The 20,707-nt window shown below is 51.6% G+C and carries 13 protein-coding genes; 7 read left to right on the top strand and 6 right to left on the bottom strand.

Annotated features, from left to right (window positions below):
* Positions 1-55 precede the first annotated feature (55 nt).
* Positions 56-6,415: an Hpt domain-containing protein gene (locus ACPAOP_RS04350; RefSeq protein WP_423709455.1), complete on the top strand. Its 6,360-nt coding sequence runs from the start codon at positions 56-58 to the stop codon at positions 6,413-6,415.
* A 120-nt stretch (positions 6,416-6,535) separates the two neighbouring features.
* Here the strand turns inward: ACPAOP_RS04350 and ACPAOP_RS04345 are convergent, their stop codons facing one another.
* Positions 6,536-8,023, bottom strand: a complete 1,488-nt coding sequence (locus ACPAOP_RS04345; RefSeq protein ID WP_423709454.1) for a cryptochrome/photolyase family protein — start codon at positions 8,021-8,023, stop codon at positions 6,536-6,538.
* 85 nt (positions 8,024-8,108) lie between these two features.
* Here ACPAOP_RS04345 and ACPAOP_RS04340 point away from each other — a divergent pair, with 85 nt between their 5' ends.
* The 6 genes from ACPAOP_RS04340 (at position 8,109) to ACPAOP_RS04315 (ending at position 12,989) form a co-directional block, all read left to right on the top strand.
* Positions 8,109-8,789: a YqgE/AlgH family protein gene (locus tag ACPAOP_RS04340; RefSeq protein WP_423681397.1), complete on the top strand. Its 681-nt coding sequence runs from the start codon at positions 8,109-8,111 to the stop codon at positions 8,787-8,789.
* Positions 8,789-9,196 (top strand): Holliday junction resolvase RuvX, encoded by a 408-nt coding sequence (ruvX, locus tag ACPAOP_RS04335; protein WP_423681396.1) that lies wholly within the window; start codon positions 8,789-8,791, stop codon positions 9,194-9,196. The genes ACPAOP_RS04340 and ruvX overlap by 1 nt, the downstream gene beginning before the upstream one ends.
* Positions 9,193-9,705: a bifunctional pyr operon transcriptional regulator/uracil phosphoribosyltransferase PyrR gene (gene pyrR, locus ACPAOP_RS04330; RefSeq protein ID WP_423709453.1), complete on the top strand. Its 513-nt coding sequence runs from the start codon at positions 9,193-9,195 to the stop codon at positions 9,703-9,705. Before ruvX ends, pyrR begins: the two co-directional genes overlap by 4 nt.
* The gene (locus tag ACPAOP_RS04325) at positions 9,698-10,672 is read left to right on the top strand and encodes an aspartate carbamoyltransferase catalytic subunit (RefSeq protein WP_423682260.1); all 975 of its coding nucleotides are present in this window, start codon (positions 9,698-9,700) and stop codon (positions 10,670-10,672) included. The genes pyrR and ACPAOP_RS04325 overlap by 8 nt, the downstream gene beginning before the upstream one ends.
* An 82-nt stretch (positions 10,673-10,754) precedes the next feature.
* On the top strand, positions 10,755-12,038 hold the full coding sequence (locus ACPAOP_RS04320) for a dihydroorotase (RefSeq protein ID WP_423681393.1): 1,284 nt from the start codon (positions 10,755-10,757) through the stop codon (positions 12,036-12,038).
* A 183-nt stretch (positions 12,039-12,221) separates the two neighbouring features.
* Positions 12,222-12,989, top strand: a complete 768-nt coding sequence (locus tag ACPAOP_RS04315) for a lysophospholipid acyltransferase family protein (protein ID WP_423681392.1) — start codon at positions 12,222-12,224, stop codon at positions 12,987-12,989.
* Positions 12,990-13,229: 240 nt separating this feature from the next.
* On the opposite strand, the gene ACPAOP_RS04310 is transcribed toward ACPAOP_RS04315, so the two are convergent.
* The 5 genes from ACPAOP_RS04310 to recN all read right to left on the bottom strand — a co-directional run bounded on the left by ACPAOP_RS04310 (position 13,230) and on the right by recN (position 20,678).
* Positions 13,230-13,895, bottom strand: a complete 666-nt coding sequence (locus ACPAOP_RS04310) for a hypothetical protein (protein ID WP_423681391.1) — start codon at positions 13,893-13,895, stop codon at positions 13,230-13,232.
* Between the two features lie 82 nt (positions 13,896-13,977).
* A complete protein-coding gene (locus ACPAOP_RS04305; RefSeq protein ID WP_423709452.1) occupies positions 13,978-16,833 on the bottom strand; it encodes a DUF1631 family protein in 2,856 nt (951 codons plus the stop codon).
* Between the two features lie 238 nt (positions 16,834-17,071).
* On the bottom strand, positions 17,072-17,899 hold the full coding sequence (locus ACPAOP_RS04300; RefSeq protein ID WP_423709451.1) for a symmetrical bis(5'-nucleosyl)-tetraphosphatase: 828 nt from the start codon (positions 17,897-17,899) through the stop codon (positions 17,072-17,074).
* An 11-nt stretch (positions 17,900-17,910) separates the two neighbouring features.
* Positions 17,911-19,017 (bottom strand): ferrochelatase, encoded by a 1,107-nt coding sequence (gene hemH / locus ACPAOP_RS04295; RefSeq protein ID WP_423681387.1) that lies wholly within the window; start codon positions 19,015-19,017, stop codon positions 17,911-17,913.
* Between the two features lie 14 nt (positions 19,018-19,031).
* On the bottom strand, positions 19,032-20,678 hold the full coding sequence (gene recN / locus ACPAOP_RS04290; RefSeq protein ID WP_423709450.1) for a DNA repair protein RecN: 1,647 nt from the start codon (positions 20,676-20,678) through the stop codon (positions 19,032-19,034).
* Between the last annotated feature and the right edge of the window lie 29 nt (positions 20,679-20,707).

The raw sequence follows: 20,707 nt of genomic DNA, 5'->3' as shown, positions 1-20,707 counted from the left end.
CATATTTGCAGACGATGAACCAGGGTTCATCGTCGCTTGAGTTTGCGGAGCGCGCATGACATCCGATTTTTCAAATTCGTCACATCTGCCTCAGGAACAGTTTGATACTGGACCTCTCTCCTGGGTTATGCCCGAGGTGCGGGAAGCGATGACCAACGCTGGCAAAGTGCTCAGTGAGGCACTGACGCAAGACGTTGAAGCACGATCCACTACTTTACTGCATGCAAAAAGTTATTTGCATCAGGCGCACGGTGCTTTACAAATTGTCGATATCGACGGTGTTTCTATCGTCACCGAAACCATAGAAGAGTTGATAGAACGTCTGCAAAGCGGTCATTTAGAAATGACGCAGACAAACGTTGATGTCATTCTTGATGCGTTTCATGCAGTCTTGCGGTACCTTGAGGATCTGCTTTCAGGAGCGCCGCATCAGCCGGTCAGACTATTTCCATACTATCGCGCGTTACTGGAGCTAAAGGGAGCGGAACGGATACATCCAGCAGATTTATTTTTTCCTTCTTTATCTGCGACAGAAAAAGTTCCTGAACTCGCAGTTACAGCAAACGGCAAACCAGCGAATTACAGTGGTTTACGTCAGCGTTTTGAAAAGTTATTGCTGACGGTTCTGACCAGTAAAGATCAGCAGAAGCGACGCGAAGCCGCTGAGAGTATGCACGGATTGATTCATGAAATCGATCAGATGCAGACCAATTCTCAGGCCAAAGCTTTTTGGGTTGTTATGCGTGCATTTGTCGAGGCTGTTGCCGATGGTGGAATCGACGATCAGCAATATGTGAAACAAATTTTCGGCCGTATTAATTTACAGATCCGCCGGTTGGTCGAAGGTGTCAATACCATCCCTGAACGTCTGCTCAGAGATGCCCTGTTCTTTTTGGCACAGGTAGAAAATCCATCGGCTTTTGTTTCAAGCATTCGTCGCGCATATCAGCTTGATAATAAAGTGCCGACTGACTATAACGAGAAAAATTACGGTCAGATCGCCGCCGGTGTATTAAGCACAGCCAAGGAGCAGCTTACTGCAGTTAAAAATTTATGGGGCCGGATTGCGAACGGTGATGGAAATCTGGGCGATAAATTTTCGCAAAAGATGAAGGAGCTGGCAGATACCGGTGCAGGCTTAAATGTCCCATCGTTGTCTAAGCTGTTGCGTGAATTAAGCGGTATTGCCAGACATGTCTCGCACTCGGCAGATGGCAGTAAGCTGGCACTGGAATTAGCGACCAGTTTGTTATTCGTTGAAAATGCGCTCGACCAGATTACCCGGTTACCGGCGCATTTTTCAGAACGTGCAGATGAAATTACTGCGCGCTTGCTATCTGTTGTATCCGGTGATGAGCCGCAGTCCCAGGCGGCCTGGATGGGGGAAATTTCACGCGAAGCTCAACAGCGTCAGACGATGTCAGTGCTGGTTTCTGAAATTCAGACGAGCTTACGTCAGGTTGAAAAAACGCTGGATGAATATTTCCGCGATCCGGCGCAAAGTGCATCCCTGCACTCGATTGATAACATGTTGCATCAGGTCAGCGGCGCAATGGCGATCCTGGATCAGGATGCGGCGATGCAGGCGCTGGAAGCTACCAGAAAGACGGTCGCTACTTTGGCCGATGCCAAAGATTTAGGCGAATCTGAGCGGGATGCTGAGCATCAGAAACTGGCGCAGAATATCGGTGCGCTTAGTTTTTTCATTGAAACTTTGCAGACTCAGCCAGAAACGGCGAAAAAGAAATTCGTGTTTGATGCTGATGCGGGTATTTTCCGTTCTAACCTGCTTGATGCTCCGGCACAGAAGGAATTATTGCCTGTCAGTGAAGACATCATTTTCCCGACGGATTCGTCACAAGCTGCTGCGGAAGAGCCGGCTTCTGTATTAACTACTGAAAAAGAACTGCTTAACCAACAGCAGGAGTCGGCTCGTCTCGCGGCATCTTTAGCAGAAAATCCTGATGACAAAGCGCTGAAGGCGCAACTGAAAGACTCACTGGAGTCCGAAAGGTCTGTCGCAACCTTATTGGATGATTCCGCCGCCAGCGGTCGCGCAAAAGCAGCAATTGAGTTACTTGGATCTGGAGATGCATCTCATTCAACAGAGAGTTTGCAGGATATCGTTGCCGTCACTGCGCCGGTAGCTGCTGATCAAGTGAAGGCTGTTACGGCTGCTGCTGTCCTGCCGCAAAGTGAGGAAGCAATTGATGCCGAATTGCTGGAAATTTTCCTGACCGAGGCAGATGAGGTTTTACAATTTGTTCAGGATACCTTGCCGCGTTCACGCGCCGATGTGGATAACCAGGAATATCTGACCAGCCTGCGTCGTTCCTTCCACACCTTGAAGGGTAGCAGCCGTATGGTCGGCCTGAATGTATTCGGTGAGACTGCATGGAGTATTGAACAGGTAATGAATTTATGGTTGTCGGAATCGCGTCGTGGCGATGACAATCTGTATGCCCTGCTCGAACGTACTGCGGGTGAAATGTATGCATGGGTTGACGAACTCAAACAATCCGGACATTCAGCAAGAACGGGTGCTGCAATTATTGCAGCTGCGGAGAGAGTTAAAGCCGGCCTCGATTATCAGGAGCCCGAAGAATTACCTGTCGTACATCCGGAAACTCCGGAAGAGTCTCTGACGTCAGCACTGCAACCGCAAACGGAGCCGGTGCTTGAAACGCTCGATGTTTCTGAGGTGCCGGCGCCTGTTATTGACGTAGCTGTCGAACCTGAAATTGAGGCGACTGTTCCTGTTGATATTGAAGCACTTGCCACTATGGATGATGCTTCTGAAACAATCGAAGCCTTGCCGCTGCCAGATGTTGCTGAAGATACAGTCGAAGATGCTGCTGTCAACGCCACTCCAGAACAGCTGGTTCCTGAATTCGAACTCAGTGCATTCGATGATCTGCCAAGTGCCGCCAATGTACTGGCAGAAACAGCTGCGACGCTTGATGACGTAACGACAGCGTCGCCTTTCCCCGATCTTGACGATATCGTTATTTCAGCAGAGGCAGTTGCCGAAGGCGAGACAGAGACAATCAGTGTTATCACTCCGGACCTAGTCAGTGAGGAAGCGCATGTTCCGGAAACCTTGTCTGAAAACGAGATTGACTTGCTGAGCCCTGTGGAAGAACAGATCGAGGCAACGTTACTGACTGCAGAAGATGCCGTTGAGGACGTTCCTGTGGTTGCAGACAGTAATGCATCCATTCCAGCAATCGTTGAGGAACAGGCCTTCGCCGAAGTGCCGGTGTCGGAATCTGGCGGCGCGAAAATCATTGAGTTTCCGGATCTGAATAAACCGGCCGTGACGCTGGATGACAATATCAAGCGTATTGGCGATCTGGAAATCAGCGTGCCGCTGTATTCGATCTATATGGCAGAGACAGATGAAATTGTCCGTTTCCTGACACAGGATTTGTCTGAATGGCGGCACGAATCTGAGCGTCATGTCTCCACCCAGGCGATTCATGCCACGCATTCTCTTGCTGGCAGTTCAGCGACCGTCGGTCTTATTCCTTTGAAAGAACTGGCGCATAGTCTGGAGTCGGTTTTACAGCGTCTGGAGCGTCACCCTGTGACCTTGACTCCAGCAGACTTCGACATTCTGGATCATGCGCTGGAATCTGCAAAACGGATGCTGCAGAAATTTGCGCTGTCTGAAATGGCGGAATTTGCGCCGGATGATGTCAGACAGTTAGATCAGTTATTGCAAGAGGTGATAGAGCGTTCAAGTTCGGGGGCGGATGAGGAGTTCATTACCTCGACGAATGAAAAACTGAATCCGGAAGATTTGTCCGGATCTGTGCTTGCTGAAGCCTTGTCCGGCGGAACTACGGAAACTTCTGCTGACGAGTCTGCGACACTGAATCTGGCAGATGATGCTGTAGTGCAGCAGGTCAGTGTCGCATTGCCTGAAAGTAGTTCGCATCAGACAAGTCCGCTCAAAGATGATCTCGATCTGGATTTGTTGCCGGTTTTCCTTGAAGAAGGAAATGACTTGTTACCAATGGTCGGTCAGTTGTTACGCAGCTGGCAGGCACAGCCGGATGACACGGCAATACCCCAGTCCATTGCACGTCTGATGCACACGATTAAAGGCAGTGCACGTATGGCTGGTGCGATGGGCTTGGGTCAGCACATCCATGACATGGAAACGCGTATTGAAAGTCTGATGCACACCAGTGGCGCAGTGCGTGCGCCGTTGATGGATGATTTACTTGCTCGCCATGATTACAGCATGCAGCTGTTTGATCGCCTGCAAAATCCTGAAGCGAACATTGAGCCGTTGGCACCGGAACCATTAACCGCGGCGCAGGAACTTGATCAGTTCCAGGAAGCATTGGTCGCGAACGAGGCTGCCGGTCTCGCAGCGCCGGAAGCGGCGGAGGCTCTGCGTGAAATGGTCAACCTGACACCGTTGATGCCAGTGTCTGACAGTCAGTCTGCCATCAGAGCGGTACCGGCGCCACACACTCCGGCCAGCGCACCGGCAATAGCGGGAGCGCCTGTACCTCTGGTGCGTGTGCGTGCTGACGTGCTTGATCGTCTGGTCAACCAGGCCGGTGAAGTGTCTATTTCACGTTCGCGCTTAGAGAATGAAGTCAGCACGTTGCGTTCCTCATTAGGTGAATTGACCGCCAACGTCAGCCGTCTGCGCGATCAGTTACGTGAAGTGGAAATTCAGGCTGAAACGCAGATTACATCGCGTATGGCTCTATCTGGTGATCGCGAATTTGATCCACTGGAGTTTGACCGGTTCACTCGTTTGCAGGAACTCACGCGTATGATGGCGGAAAGCGTCAGCGACGTGGCAACCGTACAGACAAATCTGACGCGGACGATAGATGGCGCTTCGAGTAATTTGCATGTGCAGGCGCGTCTGACCCGTGAATTGCAACAGGATCTGATGCGTGTACGTATGATTCCGTTTGCGAGTGTTTCCGAACGTCTGTATCGCGTGACGCGTCAGACTTCGAAAGAAGTTGATAAGCGCGTCAATCTGGATATCCGTGGTTCAGGCGTCGAAATGGATCGCGGCGTTCTGGAAAAAATGGTCGGGCCTTTTGAGCATCTGCTGCGTAATGCGATTGTGCATGGTATTGAATCACGCGACGTTCGGCGTCTGAACGGTAAGCAAGAAACCGGTGAGTTGCTGATCGAGGTTCGTCAGGAAGGTAATGAAGTTGTTATCCGCTTCAATGATGATGGCCGCGGACTGGATTTGCAGAATATCCGTCAGAAAGCACTCAGCGTTGGTCTGATCGGTACAGATGAAACGCCGGGTGATGCTGAAACTGCCAGCCTGATTTTTGAACCCGGATTCTCAACTGCGAATGAAGTAACTGAGCTGGCCGGACGCGGTGTCGGTATGGACGTCGTTCGTTCTGAGGCAGCGTCGCTGGGTGGTCGTGTTGAAGTTTCTACGGTAGAAGGTAAGGGTGCTGAATTCACTATTCGCCTGCCGCTCACGCTTGCCGTGACACAGGTCGTATTGCTGAGCGCTGGCGGACGTACTTACGCGGTGCCGTCGGTGTTGGTGGAACAGGTGCAGCATCTGAAGTCGAATGCATTGGCCAATGCATATAATGACGGCGCTTTGATGTGGCAGGGACAACGTGTTGCGATGCATTATCTGTCGGCGCTGTTAGGTCAGCGTGACGCCGTTCCCGTGACGCAGCAATACACGCCCTTGTTGATCATGAAAAGCGGTACTGATCGTGTGGCGATACACGTCGACGATATCGTCGGGAATCGTGAGGTGGTTGTTAAAAACATCGGCCCGCAACTGGCGCGTATGGTGGGTATTGCCGGCGCAACAGTACTTGGTTCCGGTGATGTCGTTCTGATTCTGAACCCTGTGCCTTTGGCGCAGCGTGTAGAGCATGAGCATGTCCGTCTGCCGCAGTCCGGTATGCAGTCTGGAGCAGAAGCCGTTTCTGATTTAGGGGCCGTTGCTGATTTGCATCAGGAAAGCAGCGCTGCTCAGGTAAATGCCGAGCCTGTGCAGGGATTGCGGACACAGCATATCGTCATGGTTGTCGATGATTCGCTGACAGTGCGTCGTGTCACCCAGCGTTTGTTGACGCGTGAAGGCTATCAGGTCGTGTTGGCGAAAGACGGTATTGATGCGCTTGAACAATTGCAATCAGTGACGCCTGACGTGATGTTGGTCGATATTGAAATGCCGCGCATGGATGGTTTCGATTTGACGCGTAACGTACGCAGCGATGCGCGTACGGCACATATTCCTATTATCATGATTACCTCGCGTACCGCCGATAAACATCGCAATTACGCACGTGAACTTGGCGTGAATGAGTATTTCGGTAAGCCTTACCGAGAAGACGATTTACTTGAAGCGATTGTCGGCTTTGTTGGTAAAGAGCAGGCGGTTGTAGTGTAAGTAATTCCTGATTGGGCAAATAAAAAAAGCAGAGATTCGTCTCTGCTTTTTTTATGTTAATTTCGCGCTGTTTATGTTCTGCACCGCTTTCATCGATTATTTGTCCCTGCCTGAGGCACTTTACTCCGCAGATAGCATCCCTGGCTTTTTGACTACGGCATAACGCTCCAGGGTTTTCTTTCGCGCGACCTCATGTTCGACGATGGGATAAGGATAATCTTTTCCCAGACTGATGCCAGCTTGCTGTAACAGAAGTGGTGCCGCTTTCCATGGGGCGTGAATTGTGCGCTTATCCAGTTTTGCTAATTGCGGTAAATAGCGCGCAATGAATTTACCTTCGGCATCAAATTTTTCGGATTGTGTTATCGGATTAAAAATTCTGAAATATGGTTGCGCGTCGCAGCCAGACGACGACGCCCATTGCCACCCGCCGTTGTTTGCCGATAAATCAAAGTCATTCAGTTTTTCGGCAAAATAAGCTTCACCGCGGCGCCAGTCTATGCCCAGATCCTTAATCAGAAAGCAGGCGGTCACCATGCGCAGGCGGTTATGCATATAACCGGTCTGATTCAGTTGGCGCATCGCTGCATCAACCAGCGGATAGCCGGTATTACCTTCACACCACGCCGCGAAATGCGCATCCGCTTGTTCTCCAGTTTCCCATTGAATCGCGTCGTAATCGGGTTTGAACGCACGCTCAGTCACATGCGGATGATGATGCAGAATCATGAAATAGAAATCGCGCCAGATCAGTTCAGCCAGCCAGATTTCTGCGCCGTGATTGCTGCCAGTTCTGATTTGCTGCATTGCCTCGCGTACCAGATGCCGCACAGATACCGTGCCGAAGCGCAGATGCACTGACAAATACGACGGTCCTTTGAGTGCTGGGAAATCGCGGGCAACATCATAGTGCTTCATTCTGGTCAGAAAATCCTGGATCAGCTGTGTTCCGCCAGACATGCCTGCCCGTATCGGAAGTACCTGAGTCTGTACGTCGCTGAACCCCATCTCTGATAATGCGGGTATGCCGGGCACGTCGATACGACAAAAATGCACAGCATACTTTTCTACCGGATACGATTTTGCGTAAAAGTCAGTAGCTTCCGCATAGAATTTTTTCAGCCACGCATTTTTGTATGGAGTGAAGATGGAAAATGGCGTACCGGCCAGCGATAAAACTTCGTCTTTCTCAAAGATCACCTGATCTTTAAAACTTAAAAATGTACGTTGCCGTTGGCTGAGCGCTGCTTTCACCGCTGTATCTCTTTGTATTGCAGCGGGTTCGTAATCATGGTTGACGAAAACTGCGTTGACTTGGAACTGCTCTGCGATACGCGGAATTTCCTCGACCGGATCGCCGTACATCACCAGCAGACTACCGCCAAGCTTGCCGATTTCCTGTTGCAGCTCGACGATGCTGTCGTGAATGAAACGCACGCGCCTGTCATTCGCCGGCAGATGTTTCAATATGGTCTGATCAAAAATAAAAACACAGATGACTTCTTTGCTATGTCGTAAAGCCTGATATAACGCGGCATGATCAAAGCAGCGTAAATCGCGCCGGAACCAGACCAGAGCGCGCTGAAAAGAAACAGATTTTTCTTGCATAAGTATCAGAAGAGGAAAGTCGGAATCATGGTGCGGAACCTTAGCACACATCGAAAATACACGTTAAAAATGCTAAAATGGCGGCATGGCGAAGCAAACAAAATCCCCACACTCTGAACTGTCCGACGGTGTCCCTGCACCGACTGGCAAGATTTCTGACATTGTTGCAACAGCGAGCGGCGATAACGTTCCGGAATTTGATTTAAATTTAACAAATCATTTCCTGATTGCAATGCCTTCTATGCACGATCCCGTATTTGGCGGCAGCGTGGTGTATCTGTGTGAACACAATCCCCGCGGTGCGATGGGTATGGTGATTAATCGTCCGACCGATATGACTGTGGCTGAATTGTTTGACCGTATCGACCTGCGCCTGGAAGTCATTCCCGATTCACATCCTATGGGCAAACGCCCGGTGATGTTTGGTGGCCCGGTGCAGGATGACCGTGGTTTCGTGCTGCACTCACCGGTGGGAGACTATACATCTTCGCTCAAAGTGACTGATGATATTGCTTTCACAACCTCGCGCGACGTGCTCGAAGCGATTGCGGCTGGTGAGGGGCCAGAGCGTATCGTGATCAGTGTCGGTTATGCCGGTTGGGGCGCAGGACAACTTGAAAAAGAAATCCTCGCGAACGGCTGGCTGACTGTCGCTGCCGATCCGCAGATTATTTTTTCGCTGCCGGTCGAAGAGCGGTTCAATGCGGCCATCAAATTACTCGGTATTGATCCTGCCATGTTGTCGTCTGAAGCGGGGCATGCCTGATGGCGACGCAGGAAGTCAGAGCTGATGGCACTGTACTCGCCTTTGACTTCGGGCTGAAACGTATTGGTGTGGCGGTCGGCAATACCTTCCTGCGTCAGGCCGAACCACTCAACATCATTCATGCACCGACCAACGATGGCAAATTTGCCGAAATCGCTGCGCTGATCAGTAACTGGCAGCCTGTGTTATGCATAGTTGGTTTGCCGCTGCATCCGGATGGTGAATCTCACGAAATGACGCAACGTTGCCGCCGCTTTGCGAACCAGTTGCAAGGCCGCTTCAGGCTTCCGACGATACTGGTCGATGAGCGTTATTCCTCCGCCGTTCTGAACGGCAAGCGCGGTGCACATATTGATGACGATGCCGCAGCCCTGATTCTGCAACAATATTTTGACGAGAACCCATGAGCAATGTTTCCCCCACACTGAATGCGGAAGCGCTGTATCAGCAGCTTCTGAAGCAGATCAAACCACAAGCGGTGGCGAATGATAATCTGGCGATCATCGGTATTTATTCAGGTGGCGCCTGGATTGCTGAACGTCTGGTGAATGATCTTGGTCTGAAAAATAAACCCGGTCTGATTGATGTGTCGTTTTATCGCGATGATTATGCGGCTAAGGGTTTGCATGCCGATGTCAAACCGACGCATATCCCGTTCGAAGTGGATGGTGCGCACATCATACTGGTTGACGATGTTTTGTATACAGGGCGAACGACGCGTGCAGCGATCAATGAGTTGTTCGACTACGGCAGACCTGCCCGTGTCATGCTGGCAGCACTGCTGGATCGCGGTGGGCGTGAATTGCCGATCGCTGCCGATTTTGTGGCGCATGTCGCCTCATTTGAACCCGCTGTCTCTGTGAATCTGCAACGCGCAGACGATGGCACACTTAGTTTTTCTATCGATCATGCATAATCCTCAGCTCAATAAACACGGCGAACTTCAGCATCTGCTGACGATAGACGGTCTGCCTAAATCCATCGTCAATCATATCCTCGATACCGCCTCGTCATTTGTCAGTGTCAGCGACCGCGAAGTTAAAAAAGTACCGCTGATGCGCGGTAAAAGTGTGTTCAATCTGTTTTTTGAAAACTCTACCCGCACCCGCACCACATTTGAGATTGCCTCGAAACGTCTGTCAGCCGATGTGATCAATCTCAATATCGCGGCATCCAGTACCAGCAAGGGCGAATCCCTGCTTGACACCATCGATAATCTGGCCGCGATGCACGCCGATATGTTCGTGGTACGTCATGCGACTTCCGGCGCCCCTTTTCTGATCGCCAAACATCTGAATGACACGAAGCAGCATCATGTGCATGTGGTGAATGCAGGTGATGGTCGTCACGCACATCCGACCCAGGGTTTGCTCGACATGTACACCATTCGCCACTACAAAAAAGATTTTACGAATCTGACCGTCGCGATAGTCGGTGACGTCCTGCACAGCCGCGTTGCACGCTCAGACATTCATGCACTGACCACACTGGGTGTTCCTGAAGTCCGCGTGATTGGCCCTCATACGCTGCTGCCGGGGGGCTTGGAGCAGATGGGGGTACGTGTGTTCACCGACATGAACGAAGGTCTGAAAGGTGTGGACGTCATCATCATGTTGCGCCTGCAAAATGAGCGTATGAGCGGTGCCTTGCTGCCATCTGCACAGGAATATTTCAAGAGCTACGGACTGACGCCGGAGCGGCTGGCGCTGGCGCATCCTGATGCGATTGTCATGCATCCGGGACCGATGAACCGTGGCGTGGAAATTGATTCTGCTGTGGCGGACGGCCCGCAGGCAGTGATTTTGTCGCAGGTGACTTTCGGTATTGCCGTGCGCATGGCTGTGATGAGTATTGTCGCCGGCAACAGCGGCAGTGACGCTTGATATCTGTGAGATTCGGCCAGGCGCAGGCCCGGCGATAACTGATCGTGCGTTATCCGTTACGTGAGACGTACAGGGAAGCAACATGAAAATTCAAATTAAAAATGGCCGCGTAATTGATCCGGCGAGCGGCGTTGATGCGGTACAGGATGTGTTTATCGCTGCCGGAAAAATTCTTGCTGTCGGTGCGGCACCGGCTGATTTTGTCGCCAATAAAGTTGTGGATGCCAGCGGGCTGGTTGTGGCGCCGGGGCTGGTGGATTTAAGTGCGCGTTTGCGTGAACCGGGCTTTGAATATAAAGCCACACTGGAATCGGAATTGCAGGCCGCGATGCGCGGTGGCGTCACCAGTCTGGTGTGTCCGCCGGATACCGATCCGGTGCTGGATGAATCGGGTCTGGTCGAAATGCTGCGACAACGTGCGCGCACACAAAATAAAGCCCATGTATATCCATTGGGTGCGCTGACGGTAGGGCTCAAAGGTGAGTCTCTGACCGAAATGTCGGCGCTGACTGAGGCTGGCTGTATCGGTTTTTCGCAGGCTGAGGTGACGATCTCTGATACCAATACTTTACAACGCGCGTTGCAATATGCGAGCACGTTCGGATACACGGTCTGGTTACGTCCGCAAGACGCCTATATCGGTAAAGGTGGCGTCGCGCATAGTGGCCCGCTGGCATCGCGTCTGGGCTTATCCGGTGTGCCTGTCATGGCAGAAACGATTGCGCTGCATACCTTGTTTGAGCTGATGCGGGCCACGGGTGCTAAAGTGCATCTGTGCCGTATTTCCTCTGCTGCCGGTCTGGAACTGGTACGTCAGGCGAAAGCGGAAGGCTTGCCGCTGACGTGTGATGTCGGTGCCCATCATGTCCATCTGACCGACAACGATATTGCTTACTTCGATTCGAATGCGCGCATGACGCCGCCATTGCGTAGTCAGCGCGACCGTGATGCGATCAAGACAGCACTGAGCGATGGCACCATCGATGCGATCTGCTCGGATCACACACCGGTTGATGATGATGAAAAACTGCTGCCATTTGCCGAAGCGTCACCGGGGGCAACTGGTCTGGAATTGTTATTGTCGCTCGCGCTGAAATGGGCGGAAGACAGCCGTGGCGCCGTGACCTTGTCGCAAGCGCTGTCGAAAATCAGCAGCAGTGCGGCGCAGGTAGCCGGAATTGCTGCGGGTAAGCTGACGGCCGGCAGCGCCGCTGATCTGTGCGTGTTTGATCCTGCCGCACATTGGAAAGTGGAAGCGGCGGCCTTAGCGAGTCAGGGCAAGCATACGCCGTTTCTTGGCTACGAATTGCCGGGTGTCGTTAAGCTGACGATGGTCGATGGCCATATTGCCTTTGACAATCTGTAATCTGCATTCAATACCGTTACCCGCATCGCCCGCTATCGCTGGGCGATGCGGTGACTGCTGGCAATAACCGCTATATATAAAGCAAACAGGGCGTATGAATGCCATCTGCGACGCCTCGTTTGGCTTTGTACCGAAGAACAAAAATTTTAATGAATGCTCCATTGGAGTATCTGGCGAGTCCGTATGATTTTCTGGCATTTTTTCCGCGTTTTCCTCCATCTGCTTGCAGGCTTGCTGACCAGTGCTTTGCTCTTTCCCATCGTGGGGGCTGCCAGAAGAGAGGCGCTGGTGCAACGCTGGTCGCGCCAGCTGATGGCGATTTGTACCGTGGATGTAGTGTTTAAAGATGCCAGTCAGGGGCGCTTTGCGGAACGGGCACTGATTGTTTCTAACCACGTTTCCTGGCTCGATATTTTTGTTATTAATACGGTGCATCCATGTCATTTCGTTGCGAAAGCTGATATCCGTTCCTGGCCCGTGCTGGGCTGGTTATGTGAAAAAGCCGGAACCATTTTCTTGGCACGTGGTAAGCAACGTGAAGTGCGGCGGATTTACGAAGGTCTGGTGCATCAGATTCATGATGGTAAACGCATTGCCTTTTTCCCTGAGGGCACGACCGCAGCGCAGGGCACGGTGCTGCCATTTCACGCCAATTTATTTGAAGCAGCGATAGAAGCCAAAGTGCCGGTGCAGCCATTTGTACTGCGTTATGTCGATACGCAAGGCAAATTTCATCCGGCGGCAGATTTCATTGGCGATATGACGTTTGCCGAAAGTATGAGCACTATCCTCAAAGCGCCGCGCATGATTGCTGAAGTGATCCGTCTGCCAGCAATTGCAACCGAAGGCGCACATCGTCGCGACATCGCTTTGCAGGCACGCGAACTGGTACTGCGTGAATTAGGCTTGGCGCAGGATCTGCCTGACGCATCCTCGAAAACTGCCGGATAAACATAGAGGTCAGAAGCTGTATTGACCACGCTCATGCTGTCGCAGTTTCTTCGTTCATCTCAACGTCTGCTTTTCGTGCTGCAGGCCTGTAACGATATTAAAAAAATGAATTTTTGGGGAGTATGTGCCAAAAAACACCTATTCTCAGCGTCAATCAACGAACTTTAAATATACTCCCGGGAGTATTTTCAGGCTTACAGCAGCCATAGTATGGCTCAGATCGTCTCCTGTCGAAGCGCATCAGCGACATTTACCCGACATCGCTGCCTGTGCCCAGAATGGCGCTGCGAGTAATCCAATAAAGGCGACACCACCGATTTTTGCCGGACGATGTTTTAAGGCATCCTCATCCGTGCATCCCGGAATCGTCGCTTGTTGCAAATCTTTCTGCAGACGTTCATATTTATCCGGACCGGTATTGTTCAGCGTTCTGCCGCTGGCTTCTGCCCTTTGCTGCAATTCACTCTTACTTGCCTGATAGGCTCTGGCGATACTTTGCCGGCTGATATCCAGCGTTGCCGGACCCGGTGTTACCGTGATGCTGTCAATGGCGACACTGGTCTCGCCGGCGGGAACGGCGGCGGAGCTGAGCGTTGTGGTGCTGGTGTCCGAGCTGGTGTCTGCTCTTGTGTCTGATTTCTTGCGTACCTGACGCACCGTCTCTGCTGCAGGTGCCGTCATTACCGGTGCGTCTTTTGCCGCATCAACGACGTCACGGATATTCAGCGGAAATTGCAGCAGCATGGCTGGTACCGGATAACGTACGGCATCATGTGTTTTGAGATGAAGCGGTTGTGATAGCAAGAGGATCAGCAACAGCGTGACTGCTGCAGCCAGCAGCGCGGAACATAGCCGCGCTGCGGTATGAGGCGCATTCCATGCGCGGTGATCAGAAATCACATTCATGACAGACGCTTTGTTGATGACGGTATCGTCTCAGACTCTCTGCATCGTTACAAGTTCAGACGTCCTTGCCAGTTCCGGATATTCAAGCCAGCGCCGGCCGATCGACAGCGTCTGCGGACGTCAGCAATGCCTGTACCGCACGTTCAAACAGCGGCTCATTTTCGAGAAAACGCACGCGACCGTGAGCGATCATGCGGCGGAACATGCGTACGCTGACAAGTGACGGCTTTTCATTGCCTGCCAGCGTCAGCACCAGATTGTTGTGCGAAGGATCGACCCAGTTCAGTCTGGCGATACTGGGTTTAATGCCGAGTTTGACTTCGAGGCTGATACCGCTGCGCAGGCGTTCCTGTATCACTTCCTGAGTAAATTCGACGGTATCTGCGGGCTGCTCGCTGACAGTACGTTCTGCTGGCAGCTCGCTGTCGAAAAACTCATCGAGCATCTGTACCTGAATATCGAGTTCACGTATTGCTTTATCGAGTCTTTGCTGCGTTTCCGGTGCCCGTAACTGTTCTTGCAAGACTTCCTGTGAGGCTTCGTTGTGATAAACGAAGTCTGCAAAATGTTCATGAATTGCCGGCAGAGTCAGCGAATGTGATTGCGGGTGAAGCGCCTGCTGCACGGTGCGTAAGGCGTTCGTATGAGCGTCGACCAGCCAGTCGAGCAAACGTTTTTGTTCAGTGTTACTCCACTGAATGGCAGTCAGTGCTTCGCGCAATGTGTTCAGAATGATGGGAAGCAGCGCGAACAGTTGTGTACGGTCGTCCTCATTCAGTTTGGGGACGATGCTCCACAGCAGATCGGGAATCAGCAGACGATAGCGGATACCGCGTTTGGCATCTTCACGTTCTGCATATTCGATTGCAAGCACCCAGGTGTTTTCTAAAAAATCGCGCAGATAGGGGTCGATCTGCAGTTTCTGTAACACCTCGCGTAACTGCGCAGAGATATGCACCAGCCGCAAAGTACGGTTCTGCGCAGCTTCGATGGCTTCGATGGTATGAGCAACCATCTGTTCACTGGAGCGCAGTTCACGTGCAATGAACGCATCAAATTCGTCGAGCATACGGACGAATAATTGCGAATTTTCGCTGTCGTCTTCCAGCAGCGTTTCGACGATACGGCAAATTTCCTGTGTGATGTGCGCACCCGTTGGATCTATCTGTTTCAGTCCCAGTGAAATGGAACCGACACGGTTGATCAGCATGCGTGCCGGATGCCCTTTTTGCGTGAGCAAAGTCTGATCACGCAGAGCAATTTTCAACACCAGAAATTGCAGACGTCCCAGTTGTGCGCGTATTTCAGCTGGTACCTGCGGATCGCTTAAGATAAATTCAAACAGCATTGCGACGACGTCTATCGTCATCTGCTCATCGACATTCTCCGTCATGTCGTTGAGCGTGGTTCTTTGCTCCAGAATCAGATTACGGATGCCACCCAGATGATTGAACATCTGTTCGCCGGAGATGATGTTATTTTTTTGTAGTTCATGCACTGACTGTACGATGCCACTACCGGCACCGGCCGATGAGCTTTCCGCAGAGCTGTAACCAGGATCTGAATGGTATCTCTGACTTGTATTTTCGCTCTGGACACCGTGTTGAGTGGATGGTGCCACTGATGCATTGTCCGGCGGTATCTTGCTTTGTACCTGGTGCATGCGCTGATCGCTATGGCTTCCGCCGGGTGCGGAAACAGGGATGTCTGTCGCATGATTGCCTGAGCTATCACTGCCAACAAAATCATTGCGTGCATTGCCGGTGGCATGATTTGCTGCGCTGCCGGTGGCACCGGTCATGCCGCTGCCACCACCGAACAGTTGCCGCAAGGTTGTTCCAACGGACTGATTTTTTTCTAACCATTGAAATCCTTGCGAGTGCATTCGTCCAGCAGAGGTCATCGGCGCGGTGTATTCATCAAAACCCGGATGCGGAGCGACTGCCCTTGGTTGAGATGAGAAAGCAGAGGCTGTCTGTTGCAACAGTTGCCGGGAAAACTGCTGCGTCGCTGAACCGAATTTACTGACACTGAAACCGGCTGCGATATCGCGCACGCTGTTAAATAATTGTTCGACTTTGCTGACTGCGGCTATCGGCGTCTGCGGAGCTGTCTGTGGTTGTGTGGCGTACGCAGGCGTTGCAAATTCCTCGGTCGCTGAGAATGCGGATTGATGCATGGCTGCAGCTCTCAGTGCTTCGTCATGCGTATCGACGGCAACTGCGTTGTCGTCGACATGCTGAGCAGCGTCTGCGGTATGGGCTGCCGGATTCGCAGTTGCAGTGGCAGGCGGTGTTTTTTTGATTTTTAACTGCAGCTCTGCTGCGATACCCTGAGCGGCAAAGTAGCTATTCACTGCATCATAAATTTTGGCTATATGAGGTATCAGATCTTCTGCAAGCTGTGCGCTGACAACCGTAGAAATTTTGCTACCCAGTTCAAATTTTTCTACCCCGTTGGTAATGCAGCGGGCGATGATATAAGGCCGGAACGGATTTTCCCGTTCGCTGATTTTTTCCTGACTGAATATCAGCGCGATGCGGATATTCAGGTCACGTATCTGCTCTTCTGCTTCGGCCCGGAAGCTCGCCGTCATGTCCTTGAGCAGCAGCTCGTTTTCGAGTATGTCGGAATCGACCAGCGACAGGCTTTCACTTTGCAATTTCAATACGGATGCCGGACGAAATGTACTGTAGGTGGTCTGAAAGCTCCGGTTCAGCAGCTCATCCATCGCCTCACTCATGGCATCGGACATTTTTCTGTCCTGCCTTAAGCGCATGCTGGCATGCAAATAATCTCTTTGTTCCTGAGAGCTGTGTGCTGCTTCGGCTCGTTTAAATAAGGCGTCCAGCGTGTGCGGTAACGCTGCCTCTATCGCAATCAGAAAAGTCCGGTGAAACTCCTTTCGTGTTGCGGGCAGAAATTCATTCGGATCCATGTTTTCCTCAGATACAGCAGACCGCTATATGTCAAAAAGTTTAAAAACGTAATAAATGTAACGGCATTGTCATTTTTGAGTATAAATCAGAAGATTGCTAAATTGTTATTTAAATATAATGTTTTAAACATTGTTCACAACTGTTTTGTCCTATCTTCATCGCGCAGACAACAACGGCAAGTGAGCGAAGAGCACACTTGCCGCCAGATTGTTTTTAATGGGAAAAATGTTGCTTATATCAGCCTGGTTTTTGCTGTTGCGGGCAGTCTATCTGTACCAGCGTTCTGTCGTGAAGAGCAACTGCGGTCAGCTTACCGCCCCAGACGCAACCGGTATCAAGGCTGATCAGATTGGGACGCAATACCAGTCCTAAGGTGGACCAGTGACCAAACACCACCGTGCTGTTGTCTGAGGCGCGTGGCAGATCGAACCAAGGCGCATATCCTTGCGGAGCAGTACCGACGCCATCCTTGCTGGCAAAATCCATTTGTCCTTCAATGCTGCAAAAACGCATCCGTGTCAGGGCATTGACGATGCAGCGCAAGCGATCTGCACCCTGTAAACCGTCATCCCAGTAAGCCGGAGTATTACCATACATTTGCCGTAAAAAGTCCAGCCAGTCCGGACTGCGTAACATGCTTTCCACTTCACCCGCGAGTGCCATTGCTTTTTCGGCCGACCACGCCGGAAAAAGTCCGGCATGAATCAGTAAGTGCTGCTGCTCTGTGATTGCAAGCGGCCGCCGGCGCAACCATTCCAGCAATTCAGCGCAATCCGGCGCATCTAATATTTCTGTAAGCGTATCGCTGCGATGTGCGGGACGGATGCCATGAGCCACCGCCAGCAGATGCAGATCGTGATTCCCAAGCACACTCTCTGCTTGCCCGGCCTGCTGCAAAGCACGTACGCGACGCAGAGTCTGCAAGGATTTAGGCCCGCGATTCACCAGGTCACCGGCAAACAGATAGCGGGCGGAAGGTGAGCGCTGTTCTATGCGATGCAGCAGTTCACCCAGTTGATCGTCGCAACCTTGAATGTCGCCGATAAAATATGTGGCTGTCGTCATGTCTATGGCGCTTATTGATTTGCACCCATACGTTTGGCTTCGGCGCGGCTGAGCAATGCCTGTTGCTTCTGTTCTTCGCGCATGCTGACAGTCAGCATGGTTGGCCAGCCAATCAGATGTTGTTCAGCAATTTCGGCCAGAGCGCGTAACCACGAAGGTGATTCATTCAGACAAGGAATGTAATTAAATTCCTTACCGCCGGCCTGCAGAAAATCGGCCCGTACTTCCATCGCAATTTCTTCCAGCGTTTCCAGACAATCAGCGATGAAGCCGGGGCAAATCACATCAATCCGCCGAACCCCGTCTTTTGCAAGCTGGGTTACCGTTGGCGCCGTGTAAGGTTGCAGCCATTCGGCTCTTCCTAAACGCGACTGAAATGTGACGACGTACTGATCTTTCGACAGGCCGAGCTTTTCAGCAAGCAGGCGCGCCGTTTTGTAGCATTCACAATGATAGACGTCACCGCGTAACAGAAATGCTTTTGGTAAACCGTGAAAGCTCATCACCAGTTTCTCCGGCCTGCCGTTGCTTTGCCAGCTTGTTATCACAGATTGTCGCAACGCTTCTATGTAAGCCTCATGGTCATGATAATTTTTGACCAGACGCAGTTCTGGAATATTTCTGACCTGTTGATAATGGCTGAACACCGCATCGAAATTCGATCCGGTCGTTGTTGCCGAATATTGCGGATAAGCCGACAAAATCAATAAGCGATCATAACCATCTGCTTTCAGCTTTTGTAGCACGTCGGGGATGGATGGCGTGCCATAGCGCATCGCATAAGTGACGTGTACCTCATGGCCACGTTCACCAAGATAGCCCTTCAACAGCACCGCCTGTTTTTCCGTATGTACTTTTAACGGCGAACCGTCATTGGTCCAGATGGATGCATATTTCTTTGCTGACTGACCGGAGCGGAAGGGCAGGATAATCCCATGCAGGATCAGCCACCAGATTGCGCGGGGTACTTCGACGATACGTCTGTCCCATAAAAACTGTTTCAGATAGCGGCGTACTGCCGGTCTGGTCGGTGCATCCGGCGTACCGAGATTAATCAGTACGACCGCCGTTTTTCCGATTTTTCCGTGGGAGTAATCAGGTTCTTTCAGAAAGCGCATGGTATTTATTTTTTTTAAGAGGCCAGTAATTCTCTGGCGTGTTTACGAGTGGTTGCGGTGATTTCTATGCCACCCAGCATACGGGCGATTTCTTCGACGCGTTGTTTGTTATCGAGTACGTCGATATGAGAAATGGTTTTGCCGTTGTGATTTGTTTTGCTGACCTGAAAATGCTGATTCGCCTGACTTGCGACCTGCGGCAAATGGGTGACGCACAATACCTGACGGTCTTGCCCCAGTCGTTTCAGTAAGCGTCCGACTACTTCTGCAACGCCGCCACCAATACCGCTGTCAACTTCATCGAAAATCAAAGTTGGCGTAGCTGTCGCGCCTGAAGTAATGACAGAAATAGCCAAGGAGATCCGCGCCAGTTCTCCTCCGGACGCTACTTTTGCCAGCGGACGGGCTTGCACCCCGGCATGACCGGCGACTAAAAATTCAACCTGTTCGATACCGTATGCAGCAGGCTCACAAGCATTCAGACTGACGGCAAAACTGCCACCGGCCATGCTCAATTCCTGCATTGCCGCCGTTACCGCAACACTCAGTGTTTTTGCGGTTTTTTCGCGCGCTTTGCTCAGTCGTTGCGCCGCTTGCAGATAATGCTGATACGCTTTTTCTTCCTGCAAGCGAAGCGCATCCATATCACTGGCATCGGACAACTGTTTTAATTGCTCAGATAAAGTTGCAAATTCCTGATGTAAATATTCAGGAGCGACATGAAAGCGGCGCGCCGTTGTATGTATGCTTTCGACGCGTTGTTCGACTTCACGTAAGCGTGCCGGATCGAGCTCGGTGCGATTCAGATAATCGTTCAGCGCATAAGTGGTTTCCTGCAAATTGATGCAGGCAGATTCCAGCGCTTCGGTAACCGGTTTCAGCGCTGCATCGTAATCCAGCAGCTTGAGTAATTTCTGTTGTACTGCAGTCAGTTGCGACAGCACTGGATGCTCAGAATCCGAAATCAGGGCAGCGGCTTCCTGCGCACCATCGAGCAGGCTTGCCGCATGTGCGAGGCGGCTGTGTTCCTGACTGATGTTTTCCCATTCGCCCGCCTTGATTTGCAATTTGTCGAGTTCACCGACCTGCCATTCGAGGCGCTCACGTTCTTGTAAAACATTCTTGGCATTGGTTTCAAATTCTTCGCGTTGCCGGCTCAGATTACGCCAAGCTTTATAACGAGCGGCGACTTCTGCGGCGCGCTCTTGTAAGCCGCCCTGCATGTCCAGTAGTGAGCGTTGTGCTTCCGCTTTGAGTAAAGACTGATGCGCGTGTTGACCATGAATATCGACCAGCAGATCCCCCAGTTCACGTAATTGCGTTGCGGTGGCGGTGATGCCGTTGATCCAGGCTTTCGAGCGCCCTGCGTTGTCGATCGTGCGGCGCAGAATCAACTGTTGCTCAGGATCGCTGAATTCGTTTTCCAGCAGCCATTGCTGGATGTGTTCCGTGATAGAAAATTCGGCGCTGATATCTGCCCTGGCGGCGGATTCGCGCACCATACTGGCGTCACCACGGCCACCCAGTGCCAGTGTCAGAGCATCGATTAATATCGATTTTCCAGCGCCGGTTTCACCCGTCAGGACACTGAAGCCAGAGGAAAATTCCAGCTCAAGAGTATCAACAATGACAAAATCGCGAATGGCAAGCGTACGCAGCATAAGAGCAGAAGTAGTAAATAAAATGGAAA

The sequence above is a fragment of the Undibacterium sp. WLX3042 genome (assembly GCF_049544825.1).
Lineage (GTDB): Bacteria > Pseudomonadota > Gammaproteobacteria > Burkholderiales > Burkholderiaceae_D > Undibacterium.
Note: the sequence above shows the minus strand (reverse complement) of the source record. Positions and strands in the feature narration are given on the sequence as shown.